A 23,416-nucleotide genomic window follows, 5' to 3' on the forward strand; every position below is an offset into this window, starting at 1 on the left:
GGGCCGCCCTGATTCACCTCAGGTCGGCCCGCGATCTGGCCCGGGAGTTGGGATAGCATGGGGGCAGCCCCCAACCTCCACGAAGGTCGTCATGAACACCGAACGCCGACACTTTGTGCGCATCGCCTTTGATGCGCCGGCCCAGCTGACGACCACCCAACACCGTTTCGAGGCCAAGGTGCTGGACCTGTCCTTCAAGGGTGCGCTGCTGAACCTGCCGCCGGAGGCCCAGGTGCCGGTGGGCGCGCCCTGCCTGCTGAGCGTGCGCCTCAACGACATGGAAGAGAGCATCGCCATGGCCGCCGAGGTGGCCTATGTGCAGGGCCACCATGTCGGCCTGCTGTGCCGCAGCATAGACATCGACAGCATCACCCATCTGCGCCGCCTGATCGAAGTCAACCTCGGCGAGCCGCATCTGCTGGAGCGGGAGCTGAAGGCCTTGATCTCCGCGTAGCCTGCCGCGCTTGCCCCCGTGTAGCCCGGATGTCAATCCGGGGCCGGCGGGGGCGTTGCCACAAGCCCCGGATTGGCATCCGGGCTACGATCAACCCTCCGCGGCAATCTGCCGCAGCGCCTGCTCGAACACCTCGGGCGGCTGGCCGCCGGAGATCAAGTGGCGGTTGTTGATGATCACCGCCGGCACCGAATTGATGCCCTGCTGCAGATAGAACTGCTGGCGCTCGCGCACCTCGGCGGTGAATTTGTCCGAGGCCAGGATGGCGCGGGCTCGCTCCACATCGAGGCCGACCTGGGCCACCTTGCTCAGCAGCAGGGCGTGGTCGCTGGGGTTCTGGTCCTCGGTGAAATAGGCGCTGAGCAGCGCATGCTTGAGCGCCGCCTGCTTGCCTTCGCCTTCGCCCTCGGCCCAGTGCAGCAGCCGGTGTGCGTCGAAGGTGTTGTAGATGCGGCTGCGCCCGCCCTGGCTGAACTCGAAACCGACGGCCGCGCCGCGGGCCCGGATGGCCTCGCGGTTCTGCGCGATCTGGGCCGGCGAGATGCCGTACTTCTGGCTCAGGTGTTCGGTGATGTCCTGGCCCTCGGGGGCCATCTTGGGGTTCAGCTCGAAGGGCTGGAAGTGCAGCTCGGCCTTGATATCACCGCCGACCCGCTCAAGCGCGGTTTCCAGTGATTTGAGGCCGATGGCGCACCAGGGGCAGGAGACGTCGGAGACGAAATCGATCTTCATGGGCAATGCTTTCAAACGGTGGGCAGGGTGTCGGTCTACCAGCTTAGCGGGTTGACACGGTAGTAGCGGCTCAGCTGCTCATACAGCGCCGGATGGGTCTCAGCCAGCGGCAGCGGCTGCTCGAAGAACACCTCGCTGGCCACGGCAAAGAACTCGGCCGGGTCGGTGGCACCATAGTGGCTCAGCAGCGACTCCTGGCCCTGCCGGGCCTCCCATTGCAGCTGCTGGAACTCGGCCTGCATGACCCGCGACCAGGCCTTGTACTGCGTGCGGGGCAGGGTGGGTGCGCCATTGGCATGGCCTTTTTCCTGGTCCAACTGGTGGGCGAACTCATGGATCACCACATTGCGGCCGTCGTCGGCTATCGCCGCGCCTTCCAGTGCGTCCTGCCAGGACAAGATCACCTGACCCTGGGTCCAGGACTCGCCGGCCAGCACCTGGCGCTGCTCCTGCAGCACGCCCGCGCCATCGGTGGCCGGGCGATTGACTATGAAGGCGCCCGGGTAGACGAGGATCTGGCGCAGCTTGGGGAAGTAGCGAGGCCGGCGGCGGTTCAGCAGCAGCAGGCAGGCCTGGGCGGCGATGGTCACCCGCATCTCCGGCGTGACGACCAGGCCGTCGCACCCGATGAAGGCCTTTTCGGCCAGAAACACCTGCATATGGCGCTTGAGCTGCAGCTGCAGGTCCACCGGCATGCTCCTTACCTGGGGCACGCGACGCTTCAGGATCTCGCGCCATTCATTGGGGAAGGGCTGGCGGCGCAGGCGCTCACGGCGCTTTTCGGTCCACCAGGGTTCGCCCAGCAGCCAGGCCAGCGGCAGCAGGGTCAGCAGGCCAAGCATCAGAATAGGCACAGGGATTCCCGTCGTTCGTCTTGACAACCCAAGTGGGTGCCGGTCCCCGGCATTTCAATAGCGCTGATTCAAGAAATCGACGCCTGCTTGCCGCCCAGGCCGGAATTCCTGCGATTCGTCGGCCTTGGCTGCCGGCGAGCGCATGGTCTCTTGCATCTGCGGCCAGGGCGGTTAAGCTGCGCGCCTTCAACCGACCACCGTTCCCGGAGATGCCGATGTTGCGCCAGACCGTACTTGCCCTCGTTGTTGCGACCCTGCTTGCGGCCTGTGGCAAGACCCCCCCCGACGCCAAGGTCAAGGCTGACAAGGAGGTGGCCGCCCAGCCGCTGCTGATCGCGCCGGAAGACCTGAGCCGCCTCAGCATCGGCTCTTACGATTCGGGCCCGGTGATCACCGGTTCGATCCAGCCCGAGAAGCGCGCCGACCTGCGCGCCGAGGTGTCGGCCGTAGTGCTGCAGGTGCTGAAGGAGAACGGCGAGAAGGTGCGTCGCGGCGATCTGATCGCCCGGCTGGACGACAGCGCCATCCGCGAGAGCCTGTCTTCCGCCGAAGAGGCCGCCCGTGCCTCAGGCCAGAGCTTCGAGCAGGCCGAGCGCCAGTACCAGCGCCTGCGCACCCTGCAGGCCCAGGGCATGAGCTCGATGCAGGCGATGGAAGACGCCGAGGTGCGCCGCAACAATGCGCAGAGCGATCTGGTCGCGGCCAAGGCCCGGGTGGCCACGGCCCGCCAGCAGATCCAGCGCACCGAGGTGCGCGCCCCGTTCGACGGCGTGGTCAGCGACCGCAAGGTCTCGCCCGGTGACACGGCCCAGATCGGCAAGGAGCTGGTCAAGGTCATAGACCCGACCAGCATGCGCTTCGAGGGCCTGGTGTCGGCGGACCGAATGTCCGAGCTGAAGGTGGGCGAAACGGTGTTCTTCCGCGTCAACGGCTATGCCGACACCGATTTCCAGGGCAAGGTGCGCCGCATAGCCGCCGCCGCCAATGCCGCGACCCGCCAGGTCGAGGTGCTGGTGGACTTCGCCGGCAAGGAGGCCCCGGCCGTGGCCGGCTTGTATGCGGAGGGCCGCGTGCAGACGCAGACCGTCAGCGCGCTGATGCTGCCCGAGGCCTCGATCCAGCGCCAGGGCGACGAGGCTTTCGCCTGGCGGGTCAAGGATGGCCAGATCGCCAAGACCCCCCTCAAGCTCGGTGCGCGCGACGAGCGCCAGGGCCTGTATGTGGTCGCCAGCGGTCTGGCCGCCGGCGATGTGGTGCTGCGCCGCCCGACCAGCGCGTTGCAGGATGGCCGCAAGGTTGAGATGGCGAAGGCGGCAGCCGCATCGGCGGCTTCGGTTGCCAAGACTGGAGGCTGATATGTTTTTGTCCAATTTCAGCGTCAAGAAGCCGGTCGCGACGATCGTCATCATCATCAGCCTGATGTGCCTGGGCCTGCTGGCCCTGAAGAAGCTGCGCGTCAACCAGATACCGGACGTCGAGCAGCCGCTGATGGTGGTCAATATCGCCTATCCGGGCGCCTCGCCCGAGACGGCCGAACGCGAAATCATCAACCGCATCGAAAAGTCCCTGCTGAGCATCAACGGTGTGTCCGAGGTTCGCTCGACGGCGAGCGAGGGCAACGCCCAGTTCTTCATGGTCTTCAACTTCAACAAGAACATGATCGAGGCGGCGGACGATATCCGCAACGCCATCGGCGCGGTGCGCTACAAGCTGCCGCTGGAGATGCGCGAGCCGGTGCTGCGCCGCATCGACCCTGCCGCCCAGCCCATCATGCAGCTGGCGCTGTCCAGCAAGAGCCAGACCCATGCCGAGATCTCGCGCGTGGCAGAGGACCAGATCGCCGACAAGCTGCGCGGCATCAATGGCGTGGCCACCGTCAACGTCGATGGCGCGCTGACCCGTGAACTGAGTGTGCTGCTGCGGGCGCAGAAGCTGCGCGAGTTCAATGTCTCGGTGACCGAGGTCGTCAACGCGCTGCGCAGCCAGAACACCACCGCGCCGGTGGGTAAGGTGCGCGGCGCGATGGAGGACCAGAGCATCCGCCTGCTGGGCCGGATCGAGAACCCGGCCGAGTTCGAGCAGATCGTCGTCAAGCGCATGGGTGCCGAGCTGGTCCGGCTGGGCCAGGTCGCGACGATACAGGACGGCTTTGCCGAGCGCACCAGCGTCAGCGTGCGCAATGGCTCGCCGAACGTGGGCCTGTCGGTGACCCGCGCGCGCGATGCGTCTACCGTGTCCGTGGCCAATGAAGTGCGCAAGATGGTGGCCGAGATCCAGAAGACCCTGCCCGCCGGCAGCACGCTGGAGGTGACGCAGGACGGCGGCAAGGACGCGCAGAACAGTCTCGACAATGTGATCCATGCGCTGGTCTTCGGCGCCGGCCTGACCATCCTGGTCGTCTATGTATTCCTGAACTCCTGGCGCTCGACGCTGATCACCGCCCTGAGCCTGCCAACCTCGGTGATCGCTGCCTTCATCGCCGTCTGGCTGTGCGGCTTCACCCTGAATTTCATGAGCCTGCTGGGCCTGTCGCTGGCTATCGGCGTGCTGATCGACGACGCGATCGTCGTGCGCGAGAACATCGTGCGCCATATGGAGCGGGGCGCCGATCGCGTCACCGCGGCGCTGAACGGCACGGCCGAGATCGGCCTGGCCGTGGCCGCGACGACCTTCTCCATCGTCGCGGTGTTCGTGCCGGTGGCCTTCATGCCCGGCGTCTCGGGCGAATGGTTCCGGCCCTTCGGCCTGACCGTGGTGGCCTCGGTGCTGGTGAGCCTGTTCATCTCGTTCACGCTGGACCCGATGTTGTCGGCCTTCTGGGGCGACCCACCCGGACACCACCTGGCGCCGAAGAAGGGCATCTCCAAGTGGCTGCAGCGTTTCAATGAGTGGTTTGACCATCAGGCCGACCGCTACGGCAATGTGATTGCCTGGGCGCTGCACCATCGGATCTGGATGGCCATCTTTGCCGTCATGAGCTTCGTGCTGGCGATCTTCCTGCAGATGACCTTTGGTGGCTCCAGTTTCCTGCCGTCAAGCGACTACGGCACCATCGCCATCGAGGTGCGCACGCCCGCCAGCGCCAGCCTTGAGTACTCGAAGCTGAAGATGGCCGCGGCCGCAGCCCAGGCCTTCGAGATCAAGGAGACCAAGGCGACCAACAGCTATGTCAATGTCAGCGGTGGCCGCATCTATGTGGACCTGGGCAAGAGCTATGAGCGCACGCGCTCGGCCACCGAGATCGCCAAGGAGCTGCGCGAGAAGGTCTCGCGCCTGGTCGGCGCCGAATATGTGGTGCTCGACGACCTGAACAACGGCGCGCAGAAGCCGGTGCAGATCCGCTTCCACGGCGCCGACTCGCGCAAGCTGCTGGAGATCACCAACGACTACATGGCCCAGCTGCGCCAGGTCAAGGGCGCGGTCGATGTGGGCCTGTCCGAGCAGGACCCGCAGGACGAGCTGCAGATCGAGCTGAACCGCGGCCTGGCCAACTCGCTGGGCATCTCGGTCGGCGATGCGGCGACGGCGCTGCGCGTGGCCTTTGCCGGCGTCGAGGTCGGCGACTGGGTGGACCCGAGCGGCGAGACCCGCGACGTGGCCGTTCGCCTGCATCCGGCCGACCGCGTGGACGCCAGCAATATCGAGCGTCTGCCCATCACCGTGGCCGGCAGCGGCACCATGGTGCCGCTGGAGCAGATTGCCACCGTGACGATGGGCAAGGGCCCGGCCAAGATCCAGCACTCGGACGGCAAGCGCATGATCGCCGTTTCGGCCAATGTGCAGGGCCGCTCGCCCGGCGAGGTGACAGCCGAGGCCAAGAAGCTGGCCGCCGCGATTCCGTTCCCGCCCGGCTACGGCATCGAGCTGGCGGGCGCGTCCAAGGACCAGGAAGAGGTGTTCGGCGCGATGGCCGTGGCCCTGGCCTCGGGCATAGGCCTGATGTACCTGATACTGGTGATGCAGTTCGGCTCGTTCACCGCGCCGCTGGGCGTGATGCTGTCGCAGCCGCTGTCGCTGATCGGCGTGGTCGTGGCGCTGCTGCTGACCAAGGGCACGCTGAACCTGATGAGCTTTATCGGCATCATCATGCTGGCCGGCCTGGTGGCAAAGAACGCGATCCTCCTGCTCGACGCCGCGCGTGCCGAAGAGGCCAACGGCGTGCCACGCGAGGAGGCGCTGATGCATGCGGGCCGCAAGCGCTTCCGGCCCATCCTGATGACGACCTTCGCGTTGATCGCCGGCATGCTGCCGGTGGCCATTGGCATAGGCGAGGGCGGCGAGTTCTACCGTCCGATGGCCGTGGCCATCATCGGCGGCACGATCACCTCCACCTTCCTGACTCTGCTGATGGTGCCCAGCTTCTACGACAGCATCGAGATCGCGCGCGAGCGCATGGTCGCCAAGTTCGGGCGCCGGCAGCTGCGCTGGAACGCCTTTGTCGCCTTTGCGCTGACCTTTGGCGAGGCCATCCTGACGCTGCTGCTGCTGCGCTTCCTGTTCCGCACGCTGAAGCGGGGCGTGGGCCTTGTGCAGCGCCGTGGCGTCGCGGTGGCCAAGCCGGGGGTGGTGGGGGGCGAGTAAGAGCGCCGGCCCCAGCGATTCAGCGCAGGGCCGCCTGCACGAAGGCGGCAAACGCGTCCGCCGGCACCGGCCTGCTGAAGTGAAAGCCCTGGACCTCGTCGCAGCCCATGGCGCGCAGATGGTCCAGCTGACCGGCGGTTTCAACGCCCTCGGCAATGGTCTGCAGGCCCAGGCTGGCGGCCATGCCGATGATGGCGCTGACGATGGCCTTGTCCTCGGGGTCATCGGTGATGTCGCGCACAAAGGACTGGTCGATCTTCAGCTTGTAGATGCGGAACTTCTTCAGGTAGCTCAAGGACGAGTAGCCGGTGCCGAAGTCGTCGATCGACATGCGCACACCGCGGTCATGCAGGTCGTTCATCACCGCGATGGCGCCCAGCGGGTCCACCATCGCCACGCCCTCGGTCAGCTCCAGCTCCAGCAGATTCGGCGGCAGCCGGGTCTCGTCGAGGATGCGGCTGACCAGGGCCGGCAGATCGGCATGGCGGAACTGCACCGAGGACAGATTGACCGACATCGTGATCGGCGCCATACCCGCCTCCATCCAGGCCTTGAGCTGCAGGGCGGCGCTACGCAGCACCCATTCGCCTATGGGCAATATCAGGCCACTGGTCTCGGCCAACGGGATGAACTCGGCCGGCGAGACCTGACCCAACTCGGGGTGCTGCCAGCGCAGCAGCGCCTCGGCGCCTATCACCCGGCCGGTCTGCAGGCTGACCTGGGGCTGGTAGTGCAGGCTCAGCTGTTCTCGTTCCAGCGCACGGCGCAGCGCGTTCTCCAGCTGTAGCGCGCGCACCGACTGGGCCTGCATCTCGCCGGTGAAGAAGCGGAAGTTGTTGCGGCCGTCGTGCTTGGCCCGGTACATGGCAATGTCGGCGCAGCGGCACAGGGTATCGAAGTCCGCGCCGTCGCCCGGGTACAGCGCGATGCCGATCGACGGCGTGACGGTGAGCTCGTTGTGCTCGATGTGAAAAGCCTGCGCGGCCAGCGCCATCACCTTGGTGGCCACATGGGCGGCGCCCTGGGCATCGGTGCCCGGCAGCACCAGGATGAATTCGTCGCCTCCCAGCCGGGAGACCGTGTCCTGCTCGCGCACGGCGGTCTTCAGGCGTTGGGCCAGCAGGGCCAGCAACTCGTCGCCAACGCGGTGGCCCAGCGAGTCATTGACGTTCTTGAAGTGATCCAGATCCAGAAACAGCAGGGCCAGCGGTTCCTGCTGGCGGCGCGAAATTTCGAGCGCCTGGCTCGCACGATCGCTCAGAAGCAGCCGGTTGGGCAGGCCGGTCAGCGAGTCGTAGTGGGCCAGCTGCTGGATATGGGCCTCGGCCTGCTGCTGCTCAAGCACCTTTTGCTGCAGCGCGTTGACGGTCAGCTTCAGCTGCTGCGTGCGTTCATCGACCAGGTGCTCCAACTCGTCCTTGGCCTTGACCAGCGCGCTCTCGGCATTCTTGCGCGCGGTGATGTCCATGGTGATCCAGATCGAGCCCTGCGACAGGTCGTGCGGATCGATGGCCTTGCTGCGCACCTCGCAGTGCACAGCGGTGCCGTCCTTCTTGCGCAGCAGCATCTCGCCCTCGAAGGCCAGGCCCTTGGAGAAGGGCTCGTAGCAGCGGCGGCCGGCCTCGTTCCAGTCCTCGTCGGTCAGGTACCACTGGCGCGAGGAGCTGCCCGCCAGCTCGCCCGGGGCGTAGCCGAACAGGGCCTCGAAGCTGCGGTTGCACTGGGTGACCTTGCGGTCCCGCAGGAACACGATGCCCACCATCGAGTGGTCGAGTATCAGGCGCTGCTGGTGGGTAACGGTCTGCAGCTCGCTCTGCGCCTGCTTCTGCTCGTCGATGTCATCGACAATCCAGATCGAGCCATCCGCCGGATCGTCGGCATTGATCAGCCGGCCGGTCAGGCTGCACCAGAACAGTTCGCCGCTGCGGCGCCTCATCAGCCGCTCGGTCTTGTAGGTCTGGCCGGTGGCGAGTATCGGGTAGGCCTCGGCGCCGAGCTGCTTGAAGTCCCGCTCGCTGGGATAGATCTCGATGCTGCTGGTGCCGATGGGGCCTAGCGGGTCGTCGAAGCCGTAGATCTCGGCATAGCGCTGGTTGCAGCGCACGGTGGTGCGTTGCTTGATGAACACGATGCCCACGCCGGCGTTCTCGAGAATGATGTCGCGCTCGCGCAGGGCATGCAGCAGCTGCGCATTGACATCGGTGGCCGCTCGCGCCGGGGCGGGGGCCGTTCTCTCGGGTGGCGTGGCCATGAAGTCTCTCGTGGCTCTCTGCATGCTGGGCAGGCGCCGGTGGGCTCGGGGCGAGTCTTTACCTGGGCATTCTGGCCCAGATGGGGCCGCAACGTCGTGTGCAGGGTTGAATCACGGCGGGCCGGGGCGTGCCAAAGTGGACAGCGGCCCGCCCCTTGGAGCCTCAGCTCACGATATAGGCTCCGGCGCCCACGCTGAGCAGCTTGCCGTCCTGGTCGAAGAACTCCATCCGGGTGGACGCCACGCGGCTGCCCAGGCGCAGCACCTCGGCCCGGGCGCTGAAGGTGGCGCCGGTGGCGGGGCGCAGGTAGTCGATGCGCAGATCGATGGTGCCCAGCTTGCCGAAGCGGGCCAGGCGGGCGTTCACCGGCTCGTCCATATGGCGCGCGCCGATGGCCGCCATCGCGGCCAGGCCGCCCATCGCGTCCAGGGTGGCGCTGATCACGCCGCCGTGCAGGCGCTGGTGCGTGTAGTGGCCGATCAGCTCCGGCTTCATCGCGATATGGGCCAGCACGTGGTCGGCCTCCAGCGCGTCGATGCGCAGGCCCAGCACACGGTTGAAGACGATCTTGTCCTCGAAGATCTCGCACAGCAGGCGCTGGAACTCGGGTTCGAACAGGGTGGAGGTGCAGGTCATGAGGGCATTGTCGGTCAGCATTGCCCCAACTGCCGCGCGGCCAGCTCTTTCATGATCTCCTCGGCGCCGCCGCCAATCATCATCACCTTGACCTCGCGGTAGATGCGTTCGCTCTTGCACCCACGCATGAAGCCCATGCCGCCGAGTATCTGCACGGCCTGGTCGGCGCAGTGCTGCATCGTCTGCGTGGCCTGGTTCTTCAGCAGGCACAGATCGGCCACCCACTCGGGTGTGGTCGGTCCAGCTTCCTGCTGGGCGATCAGTGCGTCTATCCAGGCGCGGGTGGTCTGTACGCGCATGCGCATGTCCATCAGCTTGTGGCGTATCACCTGGTGCTGGATCAGGGGCTGCCCAAAGGTCTGGCGCTGGCGGGCCCAGTCCAGCGCCTCGTCGAGGCAGACCTGGGCAAAGGCATTGGCGCCCACCGCCAGCATCAGGCGCTCACCGTTGAAGTTCTCCATGATGGCGCGAAAGCCGCTGTTCTCGGCGCCGATCAGGTTCGCCGCCGGCACGCGGCAGCCGTTGAAGTGCAGCAGTGCGGTGTCGCTGGCCCACCAGCCCATCTTCTGCAGCGGGCTGCGGGTCAGGCCGGGGGTGTCGCCGGGGATGGCCAGCAGCGAGATGCCGCCCGCGCCCGGCCCGCCGGTGCGCACGGCCACCGTCAGCCAGTCGGCGCGCATGCCGGAGGTGATGAAGACCTTTTCTCCGTTGACGATGTAGTTGCTGCCGGCCAGCCGGGCCGTGGTGCGCAGCCGCGCGACGTCGGAGCCGCCCGAGGGTTCGGTGATGGCCAGTGCGGCGATCTTGGCGCCGCTCAAGACATCGGGCAGCACGCGTTGCTGCAGCTCGGCGCTGGCCTGTGCCAGCAGCGGTGGCAAGGCAATATTGTGCGAGAACAGGCTGGCCATCAGGCCACCACTACCGGCACGAGCGATCTCCTCGGTGGCGATCAGGCGCAGCCGGGCGTCTTGCGGCGTGATGCCTAGCCCGCCGAGCTCCGCCGGATAGCCGATGCCCAGCAGGCCCATCTCGGCGGCGCGGACGTACAGCTCGCGCGGAAACGTTCCAGCTTCGTCCCATGCGCCGACATGCGGCGCGATCTCGCGCGCAACGAACTGGCGCAGCCCATCGCGAAAGGCTTGCAGTTCGGCGCTCATGGGGGCATGACCTCCAGCAGCAGCTTGCGTGCCGCCACTTGCTCGCCCAAGCGAATGTGGACCGCGCCCACGACGCCGCTGATCGGCGCCGTCAGCTGATGCTCCATCTTCATCGCCTCCATCACGGCCATCAGCGCGCCGGCCTGGACCGTGTCGCCGGCGCGCACGTTCAATTGCACCAAGCGGCCATGCATCGGTGCGAGCACGGCACCGGTGGCCAGGGCCCGGGCCTGTGGCGCGGGGCTCAGGCGGTGGTCCTCGACGGCGAGCTCCACGCCATCGGCCATCAGCCACAGTGTGTTGCCGTCCCGCACTCGGGTGGCGCGCAGCGGGCGGCCGTTCAGCGTGGCGCTGAGCTGCTGCGGACCGGTCAGGCGCAGATCGGTGATCCGATGCGTTTCATCACCACAGCTGGCGGTGAAGCTTGAGCCGATGCCCAGGAGCTGCCAGCGCTTGTGCACCAGAGGCACCTGCTGATCCACCGCCTTGGCTCGTGACCAGTCGGCCCACAGATCGGGCAGTGGCGTGGCCGGCAGCAGCGCAACGGCGGCGGCGGCGAGGGCCTGCAGCCCCCCTGGGAGCGGCGTCTGGCGCGCCACGTCGTCGGGGAAGCGCCGGGCGAGCAGGGCGGTGCTGAAGTCGCCGCTCAGGAACTCATCGTCACGCAGGATGCGCGCCAGCAGGCCGCGGTTGGTGGCCAGGCCCAGGCACAGCGTTCGGTCCAGCGCATCGGCCAGCTTGGCTGCGGCGGCGATGCGTGTCGGCGCATGTGCAATCAGCTTGGCCAGCATCGAATCGTAAAACGGCGCGATGTCCAGGCCGTCGGCCAGCGCATGGTCGCAGCGAATGCCCGATGGCGGCTGCCAGCGCAGCAGGCGGCCGGCCTGGGGCAGGTAGTCGCGGCCCGGGTCTTCGGCACACAGCCGCACCTCGATGGCATGGCCGCCGGCTTCGAAGCGGCGCAGCAACTCGTCCTGGTCCAGCGGCAGCGGCTCGCCCTGGGCGATGCGCAGCTGCCATTCGACCAGATCGATGCCGGTCAGCGCCTCGGTCACCGGATGCTCGACCTGCAGCCGGGTGTTCATCTCCATGAACCAGTAGCTGCCGTCGGTGTCGAGCAGGAACTCGACCGTGCCGGCGCCGACGTAGCCTATGCTGCGTGCCACCTGCACCGCCGCCTCGCCCATGGACCGGCGCAGTGCCGGCGTGACGGCCGGCGACGGCGCTTCTTCCACGACCTTCTGGTGGCGGCGCTGCACCGAGCAGTCGCGTTCGCCCAGGTGCACGACCTGACCTTGCTGGTCGGCAAAGATCTGGATCTCGACATGGCGCGGTGCCAGCAGCGCGCGCTCCAGCAGCAGCTGGCCATCACCGAAGGCGGCCACTGCCTCCGAGCCGGCCGATTGCAGCGCAGCCTCCAGCTGATCGGCCTGCAGCACCAGGCGCATGCCCCGGCCGCCGCCGCCGGACGCGGCCTTGACCATCAGCGGGAAGCCGATGCGCAGCGCATGGCCGGCCAGCAGGGACAGGTCTTGCTCTGAGCCGTCATAGCCGGGCAGCACCGGTACGCCGGCCTGACCGATCGCCTGGCGTGCAGCGGATTTGTTGCCCATCGCCGCCATCGCGGCAGGCGGCGGGCCGACCCAGACCAGTCCGGCATCCAGCACCGCCTGGGCAAACACGGCATTCTCGGACAGAAAGCCATAGCCCGGATGGACGGCCTGGGCGCCGCTGGCGCGCGCCGCTTCCAGCAGCTTGGGTATGCTCAGATAGCTGTCGGCCGGCCGTTCGCCGCCGATGGCGACGGCGCTGTCGCACAGGCCTGGGTGAACGGCATTGCGGTCCGCATCAGAATAGACGGCGATGGTGTGAACACCCATGGCCTTGGCCGTGCGCGCCACGCGGGCGACGATCTCGCCGCGGTTGGCAACCATGAGTCGGGCGATGCGGGTCATGGCTTGTCTGCCTCCAAAGCCCACAGCGGCGAACGCTTGGCGCTGAAGGCGGCAAGACCTTCGGCCGCTGTACCGCTGCGCAAGGCCAGTGCAAACAGCTCGGCGGCCCGATCCAGTGTGGCGCCACGGCCCGCGGCGCTGCGCACGATCTGCAGGGTATGGCGCAGGCATTGCGGCTCGGCCTTCTGCAGCAGCTTCAGCCAGTGCTGCAGCCGAGCATCCAGATGGTCGCCGGTCAGCATCTCGTCGCACAGACCCAGGGCCATCGCCTCGGCGGCGCTGATGCGCCGGCCGGTCAGCATCAGGCGCAGCGCCGGCCCGGCGCCAATCCGGTTGGCGACAAACGGCGCGATCTGTGCGGGCGGCAGGCCCAGGGTGACCTCGGGCATGCCGAAGCCGGCGGTGTCGGACGCCAGCACAACGGTGCAGGCGGCGGCCAGGCCGACACCGCCACCGATGGCCGCACCTTCGACGACGGCGATCGTTGGCACCGGGCAGGCGGCCAGCTGCTCCAGCAGCGCGCCGAAGCGGCGGTTGGCCACAGCAATCGGGTCCGGACCGACCTCGGGACGGGGGACGGCGATCAATCGCTTGAAGCCGCTGAAGTCGCCGCCCGCACAGAAGTGCCCACCGGCGCCGCGCAGGACGACTGCCCGCAGGTCTTCGATCTGCACGGCCTGCGCCAAGGCCTCGCTCAACACCTGCACCATCGCATCGCTCAAGGCATTGCGCGTGACCGGTGCATTCAGCGTGAGTATCAGGGCCGAGCCCTGCTGCATCAGGTCAATCATCGCCGTGCCGGCAGCGTGTGCATGTACTTGGCGATGATGCCCAGCATCACCTCGTCGGCGCCGCCGCCGATCGAGCCCAGGCGGCCGTCGCGATACATGCGCGAGACCAGGTTGTCCCAGGTGTAGCCCATGCCGCCCCAGTATTGCAGGCAGGCGTCGGGCACCTCGCGCAGCAGGCGGCCGGCCTTCAGCTTGGCCATCGAGGCCCACTCGGTCACGTCCTTGCCGGCGACGTAGTGCTCGGTGGCCAGATAGGTGAGGGCGCGCAGCGCCTCGACCTCGGTCTTCAGCTCGGCAAGGCGGAAGTGCACGACCTGGTTGTCCAGCACAGCCTGGCCGAAGGCCTTGCGCTCCCTCGTGTACTCGATGGTCTGAGCGATGCAGTTGCTCAGGCCCTGTACCGCATTCGCCGCGGCCCACAGGCGCTCCTCCTGGAACTGCATCATCTGGTAGGTGAAGCCCATGCCTTCCTCGCCGATGCGGTTGGCCTGCGGCACGCGCACATCGTCGAAGTGGATCAGCCCGGTGTCGCTGCTCATCATGCCGATCTTGCGTATCTTCTTGGCGCGGGTCACGCCGGGTGTGTTCATCGGTACGACGATCAGGCTCTTGTTCTTGTGCGGCGCGCCCTCGCTGGTGTTGCACAGCACCACCATGAAGTCGGCCTGCAGGCTGTTGGTGATCCACATCTTGCCGCCGTTGATGATGTAGTCGCCGCCATCCTTGCGCGCCGTGGTCTTGATCGCCGCCACGTCCGACCCCGCGCCGGGCTCGGAGACACCAATGCAGGCCACCATGTCGCCGGCAATCGCCGGCACCAGGAACTCGCGCTTCAGCGCATCGCTGCCAAAGCGGGCCAGCGCCGGGGTGGACATATCGGTCTGCACTCCTATGGCCATCGGGATCGCGCCGCAGTGCACATGGCCCAGCGTCTCGGCCATGGCGACCGAGTAGGAGTAGTCCAGACCGAGGCCGCCGTACTCGACCGGCTTGCACAGGCCCAGCAGGCCCAGGTCACCGAGCTGCTTGAACACCTGGTGAGCGGGGAAGATCTCCTCGGCCTCCCAGGCGTCGACGTGGGGGTTGATCTGCTCGTCGATGAAGCGCTTCAGGGTGCGCTGCAGCTCTTCGTGTTCGTGGGTGAATTGCATGTCTGTCTCCTGGTGGTTCTTCAGGGCCTGGCGACGCCGAACTGCATGGGGCGCAGCTCGCGCTCGCGCGCTTCGGCGCACAGCTGCAGTGCCAGCGCCAGCACGCGGCGGGTGTCGCGCGGGTCGATCACGCCGTCGTCCAGCAACTGGCCCGAGGTGTAGAAGGCGCTCATCTGGCGCTCGAAGGTGGTGATGATCTGCTGCTTCAGGCCGGCGATCTGCGCCTCGTCCACGGCCAAGCCCTTGCGCGCCGCGCCCTCGCGCATGACGATTTCCATCGTGTCGGCGGCCTGTTGCGGGCCCATCACGGCGGTGCGTGCATTGGGCCAGCTGAACACGAAGCGGGGATGAAAGCCGCGCCCGCACATGCCGTAGTTGCCGGCGCCGAACGAGGCCCCGCACATCACGGTGATCTGCGGCACGGTGGCGTTGCTCAAGGCCTGGATCTGCTTGGCACCGTGCTTGATCATGCCGGCCCGCTCGGCCTCCGTGCCGACGATGAAGCCGGTGGTGTTCTGCAGATAGATCAAGGGCAGGCCGCTTTGCTCTGCAGCCTGGATGAAGTGGGTGATCTTGGTGCTGCCAGCCGGGTCCAGCGGGCCGTTGTTCGTGATGATGCCGACGCGGTGGCCCGCTATCCCGGCATGGCCGCAGATCGTGGCCAGACCGTAGTCGGGCTTGAAGTCCAGGAACTCGGACTGGTCAACGAGGCGGGCGATCAGGTCATGCATGTCCACCGGCTTCTTGGCGTCAGGCCCCATCAGGCCCAGCAACTCTTCCGCCGAGTGCTGCGGCGCGGGCCCGTCGGGCCAGAGATCGCCTTTGCCGGCCCAGCCCAGCGAGGCAATCAGCTCGCGGCAGATGGCCAGCGCATGGGCATCGTCCTCGGCCACGTACTCGGCCAGGCCTGACACGCCGGCATGCATCTCGGCACCGCCCAGGTCCTCGTCATTGGCGATCTCGCCGGTGGCAGCCTTCAGCAGCGGCGGGCCGGCCAGAAAGGCGCGGGCACGCTTCTTCACCATCACCACATAGTCGGCCAGGCCCGTCATATAGGCGCCGCCTGCGGTCGATGCGCCGTGCACGACCGAGATGACTGGCAGTCCCGCGGCCGACAAGCGGGCCAGCCACCAGAAGCCGCTGCCGCCCAGCACGAACTGCTCGACGCGGTACTTCAGCAGGTTCGCCCCGGCCGACTCGACCAGATGCACAAAGGGCAGGCGGTTCTGCAGCGCGATCTCCTGCGCCCGCTGCAGCTTCTCCAGTCCCTTGGCCTGCAGGGCGCCGGCCTCGATGCCGGCGTCGTCGGCGACCAGCAGCACGCGAGTGCCGGATACCACACCGACGCCGGCGATGAAGCCACCGCCGGCGATCGACGCGTCCGGGTCGGGTTGGTCCTGCAGATAGCCAGCCAGCGAGGACAGCTCCAGAAACGGTGTGCCCGGGTCGAGCAGCCGCGCCACCCGTTCCCGCGGCAGCAACTGGCCGCGCTTGTCGAACAGCGGTTTGCTCTGCGCGCTGCGGCCGGCGGTGCGGGCCTCCAGTGCGCGCAGCTGGGCGATCAGGCCCAGCTGATAGGCACGGTTCTCGGCGAAGCTCGCGCTGCCGGTGTCCAACTGCGATTCAATCCTGGGCATCGCTGAGTACCTTGGGCGTCGTCGCGAGATGGAAACCATCGAACTGAGCCGGGCTCTTGCCGCTGCCGACCTGGGGCCAGATGCGCTTGGCGTTCGGTGCGCCGCCGTCGATGCGCAGGCAGGCACCGCTGATGAACGCGGCGGCCGGCGACAGCAGAAAGACGATGGCCGCGGCCACTTCACTCTCGCTGCCCATGCGGCAGGCCGGTGTCATCCGGGCCATATTGCGTATCAGCGGGCCCATCTCGGGCGGGTACTGGTCCATGCCGCTCGAGGCGATCCAGCCCGGCGCCACCGCATTGCTGCGCACCGGCGCCCATTCCAGCGCCGCCGTCTCGGTGAAGTTCAGCATGCCGGCCCGCGCCGCACCGCTGTGGCCCATGCCGGGCATGCCCATCCAGATGTCGGCAATGATGTTGACGATTGATCCGCCGTTGGCTTCGAGGTACTGCGTGTAGCACTCCCGCGCCATCAGAAAACCGCCGGTCAGGTTGTTGCGTACCACGGCATCCCAGCCCTTGGCCTTGATATCGCGCAGCGGCGAGGGGTATTGGCCGCCGGCGTTGTTGACCAGACCGTCGATGCGACCGTGCCGCGCCAGCACCTCGGCCACCGTGGCGGCAACGATGCTCTCTTCGCGGATGTCGCAGGCATGACCGCTGGCCTTGCCACCTGCGGCCTCGATCTCGGCCTGCACCGCCGCCAGCTTTTCCGGCTTGCGGCCCACCAGGGCCACGGTCGCTCCCAGCGCGGCCAGCTCGTGCGCGGTGCAGCGGCCTATGCCCGAGCCGCCGCCGGTGACGATGACCACCTGGCCGGCGAACAGCCTGGGCCTGAAAACACTGGCATAGCCACTCATCTCAATCCTTCTTTCAACCAAGCACTTGCTTGGTAAGTGTGCTGCGCTTCATAATCGCTTGTCAATCGGCAGCGCCCGCGCGCGAGCCGTGCATTGGAGACACCCATGGCGCAAGCATTGATTTATGAAGCCCTGCGCACGCCGCGCGGCAAGGGCAAGAAGGACGGCAGCCTGCATGAGGTGAAGCCAGTCGATCTGCTGGCCGGCCTGTTGGGCCAGCTGCAGCAGCGTCTGGACTTCGATCCGGCCCTGGTGGACGACGTGGTGATGGGCTGCGTCACGCCGGTGGGCGAGCAGGGGGCGGTGATACCGAAGACGGCGGTGCTGAAGGCGGGCTGGGACTTCCGCGTCGCCGGCGTGCAGATCAACCGCTTCTGCGCCTCGGGCCTGGAGGCCGTCAATCTGGCCGCGCAGAAGGTCGCCAGCGGCTGGGAGGATCTGGTCATCGCCGGTGGCGTCGAGAGCATGTCGCGGGTGCCCATGGGCAGCGACGGCGGCGCCTGGGCACAGGACCCCGAGACCAATGCCGTCACCGGCTTCGTGCCGCAGGGCATAGGCGCGGACCTGATCGCCACGCTGGGCGGCTGGGGCCGTCAAGATGTGGATGCCTTTGCGCTGGAGTCTCAGCAGCGCGCCGCGCGAGCCCAGGCGGCCGGCTATTTCGACCGTTCGGTGGTGCCGGTGCGCGATGCCATCGGCATTCCGATTCTCGAGCGCGACGAGTTCATCAAGCCGCAGAGCACCTTGCAGGGCCTGGGCGCGCTGAAGGCCAGCTTCGAGCAGCTCGGCGCAATGGGCTTCGATGCGGTGGCCTTGCAGCGCTATCCGCAGGTCGAGCGCATCCTGCATGTGCACAGCCCCGGCAACTCGTCGGGCATTGTCGATGGCGCGGCGGCGGTGTTGATCGGCAGCGAGGCCATGGGCAAGACGCTGGGTCTCTCGCCGCGCGGCCGCATCGTCGCCACCGCCCTGTCCGGTGCCGATCCCAGCATCATGTTGACCGGCCCGATGCCGGCCACGCGCAAGGCGCTGGCCAAGGCAGGGCTGACGATAGACGACATCGACCTGTTCGAGGTCAACGAGGCTTTCGCTGCCGTGCCGATGCGCTTCATGCAGGAGATGGGCGTGCCGCACGACAGGGTCAACGTCAATGGGGGGGCGATCGCGATGGGCCATCCGCTGGGCGCCACCGGCGCGATGCTCCTGGGCACCCTGCTGGACGAGCTGGAGCGCCGCCAGCTCAAGCGCGGCCTGATCACGCTGTGCGTCGGCGGCGGCATGGGCATTGCCACCATCATCGAAAGAGTCTGAGCATGGACACGATCCGCTACGAATTGAACGCCGACGGCATCGCCACGCTGTGCTTCGACGAGCCGGGCTCGCCGGTCAACACGATGAATCTGCGCTGGCAGGCCGATATGGCCGAGGCCGCGGCCCTGCTGCAGCGCGACAAGGCGCAGATCAGAGGCGTGCTGCTGACCTCGGCCAAGAGCACCTTCTTCGCCGGCGCCGAGCTGAACAGCGTGCTCAAGCTGAAGCCTGAAGACGCGGCCGAGGGCTTCAGGCGTGTCGAGGCCTTGAAGAAGGCCTTTCGCGCGATCGAGACGCTGGGCCGGCCGGTCGTGGCGCTGCTGAATGGCGCGGCGCTGGGCGGCGGCTGGGAGGTGGCCCTCTGCGCCCACGCCCGATTTGCGCTGGACGACGCAAAGATCCAGTTCGGCACGCCCGAGGTCAGCCTGGGCCTGATTCCCGGCGCCTGCGGCATCACCAAGACCGTGCGCATGCTGGGCCTGATGGCGGCCCAGCCCTATCTGATCGAAGGTCGGTTGTTCGGCCCGCAGGAGGCCGTCAAGCTGGGCTGGGTGCAGGGCCTGGGCAAGACCATAGACGAGCTGAAGGCACAGGCCCTGGCCTGGATCGCCGCCCACCCCGATGCGCAGCAGCCCTGGGACGCCAAGGACTACAAGATGCCTGGCGGCACGCCCGCCAACCCGAAAGTGGCGCAGGCGCTGATGGTGGCGCCGGCGATGCTGGCGCAGAAGACCCGCGGCCTCTACCCGGCGGCGCAGGTGGCGCTGGAGGCCATGGTCGAAGGCGCGATGGTGGACTACGACACCGCCACGCGCATCGAGAGCCGCAAGCTGGCCCGGCTGATGGTGGGCCAGAACGCCAAAAACATGATCACCGCCTTCTTCTTCAACCTGAACGCGATCAAGGCCGGCAAGTCACGACCGGGCAGCAGTGCGCGCTGGAAGCCGGCCAAGGTCGGCATCCTGGGCGCCGGCATGATGGGGGCAGGTATTGCCTATGCCAATGCCGCCAAGGGCATCGCCTGCGTGCTCAAGGACGTGAGCCTGGACAGGGCCGAGAAGGGGCGCGACTACAGCCGCAGGATCACCGCCGGCCGCGTCGCCAAGGGCCAGATGAGCGAGGACAGGCAGACCGGCCTGCTGGCGCTGATACAGCCCACCGAGGCGGCGAGCGATCTACAGGGCTGCGATCTGATCATCGAGGCGGTGTTCGAGCAGCGGACGCTGAAGGCCCAGGTCACGCAGGAAGCCGAAGGCATGCTGGCACCCGGCGGAGTGTTCGCCTCCAACACCTCGACCCTGCCCATCACCGGCCTGGCCCAGGCCAGCCGCGACGCCACGCACTTCGTCGGCCTGCACTTCTTCTCGCCTGTGGACAAGATGAAGCTGGTCGAGATCATCCGTGGCAAGCAGACCAGCGACGAGACGGTGGCCCGCGCCTACGACTATGTGCTGGCGCTTGGCAAGACGCCCATCGTCGTCAATGATTCGCGCGGTTTCTTCACCAGCCGCGTGTTCGGCACCTTTGTGATGGAGGGGGCCGCGATGCTGGCCGAGGGCATTCCGGCGCCGGTCATCGAGCAGGCCGGATTGATGGCCGGCATGCCGGTCGGCCCGCTGGCGGTGCTGGACGAAACCAGCCTGAGCCTGTCGGTGCATGTGATGGAGCAGACCCGCGCGGACCTGGCCGCCGAGGGGGGGCGTGTCAACCCCTCTCCGGGCGAGCGCCTGGTTGAACGCATGGTCAAGGAGTTGCAGCGCCCGGGGCGTGCCGCGGGCGGTGGTTTCTACGACTATCCCGCGGGCGGCCCCAAGCAGCTGTGGCCGCAGCTGAAGCCCCTGTTCGAGAAGGCCGATGCCCGCTGGGACATGCAGGAGCTGAAGGACCGGCTTCTGTATCGCCAGGCGATCGAGACCTTGCGCTGCCTCAGCGAGGGCGTGCTGACCAGCACGCACGACGCCAATATCGGCTCCATCTTCGGCATCGGTTTCCCGGCCTGGACAGGCGGCGCGATGCAGTTCATCTACTCCGAGGGCGAGCGCTTCGAGAAGCGCGCCGCCGAGCTGGCCGTGTGGCATGGCTCGGGCTTCGAGCTGAGCGATGCGCTGCGCGATTGCATCGCGCGGCATGCTCCGCGCATTTGATCAGCGACCCATCGGCAGCGGGTAGCTGGCCAGGCTGGCCATGCCGCGCGCGCCGATGGCCTGCACGCCGAACACGACATTGTCCTTGGACACGCCGGTGATCGTCGCGCGCGTGACCAGACCCACATCCCGGTGCTGCTGCCAGGTCGGCGAGCCGGTCTCGCGCCAGACCACGCGGTAGCCCTTCAGCCCGGGCTCGGCGTTGGCGTCCCAGCGCAGCGTGCTGTTGTTGTCCAGTTCGATGGCCTCCAGCCTCACGTTCTGCGGTGCGGCCGGCGCCAGCGCCAGCGTCGCCAGGCCGGCGGCGTTGATGCGGGTGACGTTGGCCAGATAGGGCATGTCGACGAACTCGACCAGGTCGCCATAGACCACACCGTTTTCGGTGCGCACATCCTGGTGCTGGTGGCGGAAGTTCTCGAACGGCTCGGTGAAGCGCACGGCCGCATAGCCGCGCTCCAGGAAGGGCAGGTGGTCGCCGCCGCGCAGATAGCGGTCGCGGCGCTGTATCAGATTGACCGTGAAGCCGGGCACATAGCGTTCGCCGGAGGCCTTCAGGTGGCGGCCCAGCTGGTGGGTGGGAAGATCCTCACTGCCGCCGGCAAGCGCCAGTGCCTGTAGCTGCTTGCGCACGGCATCGCTGGCGCTGTCGGTATCGGTGGTTTGCTGATTGCTCTGCGCCTTGACCAGCATGCGCAGCAGCGGGTCGAAGCCATCGGCGAACAGGCGCAGTTGCTTGGGGTCATATTGACCCGCATCGCCGGTGGCGCTGCCGACGATGTCATTGGTGATCATCGCCTCGATGCGCAGGTTCTTCGCCCGTGCCGTCTTGGCCCAATGGGTGGCACCCAGCAGGCCCTGCTCCTCACCGGGCACGGCCATGAAGACCAGGGTGGCATCGAACTGATGGGCCGCCATCACGCAGGCCAGTTCCATCACCGCGGCCACGCCGGAGGCGTCGTCATTGGCGCCCGGGGCAAAGCCGCTGGCATCCATCACATCGGTGTTGCGCGAGTCGTAGTGGCCGCTGACGACCAGCAGCCGATCCCTGGACGCAGGCGAGCTGCCCGGCAGGGTGGCGACGACATTGACCAGGGTCGTGGGCTTGGAGATGCGCCGGCCGGCCGGCTCGATGTACTCGTCCATCTCGACCTGCAGCCGCCCACCGGCGGCCTTGGAGCAGGCCTGCAGCTCGCGCTGTATCCAGCGTCGGGCGGCGCCGATGCCGCGGGTGTCCGACTCGGTCTCCGACATCGTGTGGCGGGTATGAAAGCCGACCAGGGCCTCGATGCGCCGTGCGATGCGTTGCGCCGACACATCGCCGACGATCCTGGCCACGGTGGGGTCCAGCGGATCGGTGTCGGCGGCGGCGCCGGTCGAGAACACCAGCAGCGCAAGGGCGGCGCAGGCAATGGTGGTAGAGATAGGCTTGCGCATGGTGTACAGGGCCTGTGGATGCTGGGGTGTCGAGATTCTTGCACCGCCAGCCTGGCCCGGAGCGTCGGCTGTGCGATGGCTGGCACAAGACCCCATTGCGCGCCGCGGGCTTTATGGGCTCAATCGCGGTTTGACCGGATTCCAGGGAGAAACCATGACCACGCTTGCCACGATCGCCGTGACCCTTGTCGCGCTCCTGCACCTGTATTTCCTGGTGCTGGAGATGTTCTTCTGGACCAAGCCGCTGGGCCTGCGCACCTTCGGCAACAAGCCGGAGTTTGCCGAGGCCTCGAAGGTGCTGGCTGCCAATCAGGGTCTGTACAACGGGTTTCTGGCGGCAGGCCTGCTGTGGGGCCTGAGCCAGGGCTCGGCCGGCCGCTCGGTCGAGCTGTTCTTCCTGAGCTGCGTCCTGGTCGCCGGGGTGTTCGGTGCCGTGACGGCCAGCCGCAAGATCCTGTTCGTCCAGGCCTTGCCGGCGGTGATTGCGCTGGCGCTGGTCTTGCTCACTCCAGCTTGAAGCCAACTTCGACGCTGGCCGTGCGCTCCTGCTTGATCGGGGCAAAGCGCCACTGCCTGACGGCATCGATGGCGGCCTGGGACAGTCGCTTGTGGCTGCTGGACAGGGCCTCGGCCTGAGACACCGAACCGTCGGGCCGCACCGTGAAGCGCACCGCCACTATGCCGCTTTGCAGCGTGTTCACCAGTTGGCGCGGAAACTCGGGCTGCACCTGGAACACCAATTTCAGCGGCACCTCGGGCTCCTCGACCACCGGGGGTGCGAGCGGCGCCTGTGCCGGAGCGACCGGCGGGGCCAGTGCGATCCGGGTGCCGGGGTCAGGACTGACCGGGGCCGGCTCGACGACCGGCGGGGCCACCGCAGCTGCGCTGGTTTCGCTCAGGGCCTCGACCTGCTTGCGAGCGGCGGCCAAGGTGGCGCCGTTGCTGCTGGGGGCCGGTGCCGGCGACGGGCTGGCCTTCTTTGCCACCGGGGCCGCCGGTGCAGGTGCAGCCTTCGCGGCTGCCTTGTCCGCCACCAGGCGTATCCACTGCGAGACCTTGTCGGCGTCGCGCTTGGCGCGATCGGCATCGCTCAGTGCCGGTGCGGGCTTGGAGGCATCTGCCGGCTGAGCGTGCAGGGCCGGTGACAGCAGGGCACTCACCAGCAGACCCAGGCCGGCAAGACGGCGGCAGTGACTGTGCATGGGCAACATCGAGACCTCCAAACGACGACGCTGCCTTTGCGGGGCAGCCATCCGGATATCCGTCGGCGCTCGAATGACCGCGTCCGATCGGGGTCCGCTTGTGACGGGTTGCGGCGCAGTGTACGCAGGGCGCCCACCTTGGGCGCGTGAGAATTCGACATTTCGACCTAGGGAGGGTCTGCACAACCCCCGGGCAAATCAGCTACCGCGAAGCTTGAATGGCTGCGACGATTCAGGTCATGAAGCAAGCAAGTCTTGGACTGGGG

The 23,416-nt window shown here is 67.4% G+C and carries 18 protein-coding genes; 6 read left to right on the forward strand and 12 right to left on the reverse strand.

All coding sequences use genetic code 11. The features are described 5' to 3' along the window. The first annotated feature begins 91 nt into the window (after positions 1-91). On the forward strand, positions 92-454 hold the full coding sequence (locus tag DES47_RS28030) for a PilZ domain-containing protein (protein ID WP_133704090.1): 363 nt from the start codon (positions 92-94) through the stop codon (positions 452-454). 90 nt (positions 455-544) lie between these two features. Here the strand turns inward: DES47_RS28030 and DES47_RS28035 are convergent, their stop codons facing one another. After that, on the reverse strand, positions 545-1,186 hold the full coding sequence (locus DES47_RS28035; RefSeq protein WP_133704091.1) for a DsbA family oxidoreductase: 642 nt from the start codon (positions 1,184-1,186) through the stop codon (positions 545-547). A gap of 35 nt (positions 1,187-1,221) precedes the next feature. After that, positions 1,222-2,028 (reverse strand): M90 family metallopeptidase, encoded by an 807-nt coding sequence (locus tag DES47_RS28040; protein ID WP_133704092.1) that lies wholly within the window; start codon positions 2,026-2,028, stop codon positions 1,222-1,224. Between the two features lie 227 nt (positions 2,029-2,255). On the opposite strand from DES47_RS28040, the gene DES47_RS28045 reads away from it, so the two are divergent. Both DES47_RS28045 and DES47_RS28050 read left to right on the forward strand, forming a co-directional pair. Further along, complete coding sequence (locus DES47_RS28045; RefSeq protein WP_133704093.1) at positions 2,256-3,395, forward strand: efflux RND transporter periplasmic adaptor subunit; 1,140 nt, start codon at positions 2,256-2,258, stop codon at positions 3,393-3,395. A 1-nt stretch (position 3,396) separates the two neighbouring features. Continuing rightward, the gene (locus DES47_RS28050; RefSeq protein WP_133704094.1) at positions 3,397-6,621 is read left to right on the forward strand and encodes an efflux RND transporter permease subunit; all 3,225 of its coding nucleotides are present in this window, start codon (positions 3,397-3,399) and stop codon (positions 6,619-6,621) included. Positions 6,622-6,640: 19 nt separating this feature from the next. Here DES47_RS28050 and DES47_RS28055 read toward each other — a convergent pair whose 3' ends face one another. The 8 genes from DES47_RS28055 to DES47_RS28090 form a co-directional block, all read right to left on the reverse strand. Next, positions 6,641-8,872 (reverse strand): sensor domain-containing protein, encoded by a 2,232-nt coding sequence (locus tag DES47_RS28055; RefSeq protein WP_133704095.1) that lies wholly within the window; start codon positions 8,870-8,872, stop codon positions 6,641-6,643. 163 nt (positions 8,873-9,035) lie between these two features. Further along, positions 9,036-9,509 carry a thioesterase family protein gene (locus DES47_RS28060; protein ID WP_133704096.1) on the reverse strand — a complete coding sequence of 158 codons (474 nt, stop codon included), beginning with the start codon at positions 9,507-9,509 and terminating at the stop codon, positions 9,036-9,038. A 14-nt stretch (positions 9,510-9,523) separates the two neighbouring features. After that, complete coding sequence (locus DES47_RS28065) at positions 9,524-10,666, reverse strand: acyl-CoA dehydrogenase family protein (protein ID WP_133704097.1); 1,143 nt, start codon at positions 10,664-10,666, stop codon at positions 9,524-9,526. Continuing rightward, positions 10,663-12,621: an acetyl/propionyl/methylcrotonyl-CoA carboxylase subunit alpha gene (locus tag DES47_RS28070; protein ID WP_133704098.1), complete on the reverse strand. Its 1,959-nt coding sequence runs from the start codon at positions 12,619-12,621 to the stop codon at positions 10,663-10,665. Before DES47_RS28070 ends, DES47_RS28065 begins: the two co-directional genes overlap by 4 nt. Further along, positions 12,618-13,412 carry an enoyl-CoA hydratase/isomerase family protein gene (locus DES47_RS28075; RefSeq protein WP_133704099.1) on the reverse strand — a complete coding sequence of 265 codons (795 nt, stop codon included), beginning with the start codon at positions 13,410-13,412 and terminating at the stop codon, positions 12,618-12,620. Before DES47_RS28075 ends, DES47_RS28070 begins: the two co-directional genes overlap by 4 nt. Further along, positions 13,409-14,563, reverse strand: coding sequence for an acyl-CoA dehydrogenase family protein (locus tag DES47_RS28080; RefSeq protein WP_133704100.1), 1,155 nt, complete (start codon positions 14,561-14,563; stop codon positions 13,409-13,411). The genes DES47_RS28075 and DES47_RS28080 overlap by 4 nt, the downstream gene beginning before the upstream one ends. A 20-nt stretch (positions 14,564-14,583) precedes the next feature. Then, positions 14,584-16,200, reverse strand: coding sequence for an acyl-CoA carboxylase subunit beta (locus tag DES47_RS28085; protein WP_133704101.1), 1,617 nt, complete (start codon positions 16,198-16,200; stop codon positions 14,584-14,586). Further along, complete coding sequence (locus DES47_RS28090; protein WP_133704102.1) at positions 16,187-17,059, reverse strand: SDR family oxidoreductase; 873 nt, start codon at positions 17,057-17,059, stop codon at positions 16,187-16,189. The genes DES47_RS28085 and DES47_RS28090 overlap by 14 nt, the downstream gene beginning before the upstream one ends. A 105-nt stretch (positions 17,060-17,164) precedes the next feature. On the opposite strand from DES47_RS28090, the gene DES47_RS28095 reads away from it, so the two are divergent. Together DES47_RS28095 and DES47_RS28100 are read left to right on the forward strand one after the other, a co-directional pair. Next, the gene (locus DES47_RS28095) at positions 17,165-18,370 is read left to right on the forward strand and encodes an acetyl-CoA C-acetyltransferase (RefSeq protein WP_133704103.1); all 1,206 of its coding nucleotides are present in this window, start codon (positions 17,165-17,167) and stop codon (positions 18,368-18,370) included. 2 nt (positions 18,371-18,372) lie between these two features. Then, on the forward strand, positions 18,373-20,514 hold the full coding sequence (locus tag DES47_RS28100) for a 3-hydroxyacyl-CoA dehydrogenase NAD-binding domain-containing protein (protein WP_133704104.1): 2,142 nt from the start codon (positions 18,373-18,375) through the stop codon (positions 20,512-20,514). Here the strand turns inward: DES47_RS28100 and DES47_RS28105 are convergent, their stop codons facing one another. Beyond that, positions 20,515-21,948 (reverse strand): M28 family metallopeptidase, encoded by a 1,434-nt coding sequence (locus DES47_RS28105; RefSeq protein WP_133704105.1) that lies wholly within the window; start codon positions 21,946-21,948, stop codon positions 20,515-20,517. A 154-nt stretch (positions 21,949-22,102) separates the two neighbouring features. Here DES47_RS28105 and DES47_RS28110 point away from each other — a divergent pair, with 154 nt between their 5' ends. Then, positions 22,103-22,465 (forward strand): DUF1304 domain-containing protein, encoded by a 363-nt coding sequence (locus DES47_RS28110; RefSeq protein WP_133704106.1) that lies wholly within the window; start codon positions 22,103-22,105, stop codon positions 22,463-22,465. On the opposite strand, the gene DES47_RS28115 is transcribed toward DES47_RS28110, so the two are convergent. Continuing rightward, positions 22,452-23,150: an energy transducer TonB gene (locus DES47_RS28115; RefSeq protein ID WP_166652229.1), complete on the reverse strand. Its 699-nt coding sequence runs from the start codon at positions 23,148-23,150 to the stop codon at positions 22,452-22,454. The two genes, DES47_RS28110 and DES47_RS28115, sit on opposite strands and share 14 nt — an antisense overlap. Positions 23,151-23,416: the final 266 nt, after the last annotated feature.

This window comes from Roseateles toxinivorans (assembly GCF_004362525.1).
GTDB lineage: Bacteria > Pseudomonadota > Gammaproteobacteria > Burkholderiales > Burkholderiaceae_C > Paucibacter > Paucibacter toxinivorans.

What these genes read in the sequence shown, in the direction of transcription:
- DES47_RS28040 (WP_133704092.1), bottom strand. Translation starts at nt 2,028, where the DNA reads ATGCTTGGCCTGCTGACCCTGCTGCCGCTGGCCTGGCTGCTGGGCGAA.
- DES47_RS28090 (WP_133704102.1), bottom strand. Translation starts at nt 17,059, where the DNA reads ATGAGTGGCTATGCCAGTGTTTTCAGGCCCAGGCTGTTCGCCGGCCAG.
- DES47_RS28095 (WP_133704103.1), top strand. Translation starts at nt 17,165, where the DNA reads ATGGCGCAAGCATTGATTTATGAAGCCCTGCGCACGCCGCGCGGCAAG.
- DES47_RS28050 (WP_133704094.1), top strand. Translation starts at nt 3,397, where the DNA reads ATGTTTTTGTCCAATTTCAGCGTCAAGAAGCCGGTCGCGACGATCGTC.
- DES47_RS28045 (WP_133704093.1), top strand. Translation starts at nt 2,256, where the DNA reads ATGTTGCGCCAGACCGTACTTGCCCTCGTTGTTGCGACCCTGCTTGCG.
- DES47_RS28075 (WP_133704099.1), bottom strand. Translation starts at nt 13,412, where the DNA reads ATGATTGACCTGATGCAGCAGGGCTCGGCCCTGATACTCACGCTGAAT.
- DES47_RS28035 (WP_133704091.1), bottom strand. Translation starts at nt 1,186, where the DNA reads ATGAAGATCGATTTCGTCTCCGACGTCTCCTGCCCCTGGTGCGCCATC.
- DES47_RS28105 (WP_133704105.1), bottom strand. Translation starts at nt 21,948, where the DNA reads ATGCGCAAGCCTATCTCTACCACCATTGCCTGCGCCGCCCTTGCGCTG.
- DES47_RS28080 (WP_133704100.1), bottom strand. Translation starts at nt 14,563, where the DNA reads ATGCAATTCACCCACGAACACGAAGAGCTGCAGCGCACCCTGAAGCGC.
- DES47_RS28055 (WP_133704095.1), bottom strand. Translation starts at nt 8,872, where the DNA reads ATGGCCACGCCACCCGAGAGAACGGCCCCCGCCCCGGCGCGAGCGGCC.
- DES47_RS28065 (WP_133704097.1), bottom strand. Translation starts at nt 10,666, where the DNA reads ATGAGCGCCGAACTGCAAGCCTTTCGCGATGGGCTGCGCCAGTTCGTT.
- DES47_RS28085 (WP_133704101.1), bottom strand. Translation starts at nt 16,200, where the DNA reads ATGCCCAGGATTGAATCGCAGTTGGACACCGGCAGCGCGAGCTTCGCC.
- DES47_RS28110 (WP_133704106.1), top strand. Translation starts at nt 22,103, where the DNA reads ATGACCACGCTTGCCACGATCGCCGTGACCCTTGTCGCGCTCCTGCAC.
- DES47_RS28100 (WP_133704104.1), top strand. Translation starts at nt 18,373, where the DNA reads ATGGACACGATCCGCTACGAATTGAACGCCGACGGCATCGCCACGCTG.
- DES47_RS28115 (WP_166652229.1), bottom strand. Translation starts at nt 23,150, where the DNA reads ATGCACAGTCACTGCCGCCGTCTTGCCGGCCTGGGTCTGCTGGTGAGT.
- DES47_RS28030 (WP_133704090.1), top strand. Translation starts at nt 92, where the DNA reads ATGAACACCGAACGCCGACACTTTGTGCGCATCGCCTTTGATGCGCCG.
- DES47_RS28060 (WP_133704096.1), bottom strand. Translation starts at nt 9,509, where the DNA reads ATGACCTGCACCTCCACCCTGTTCGAACCCGAGTTCCAGCGCCTGCTG.
- DES47_RS28070 (WP_133704098.1), bottom strand. Translation starts at nt 12,621, where the DNA reads ATGACCCGCATCGCCCGACTCATGGTTGCCAACCGCGGCGAGATCGTC.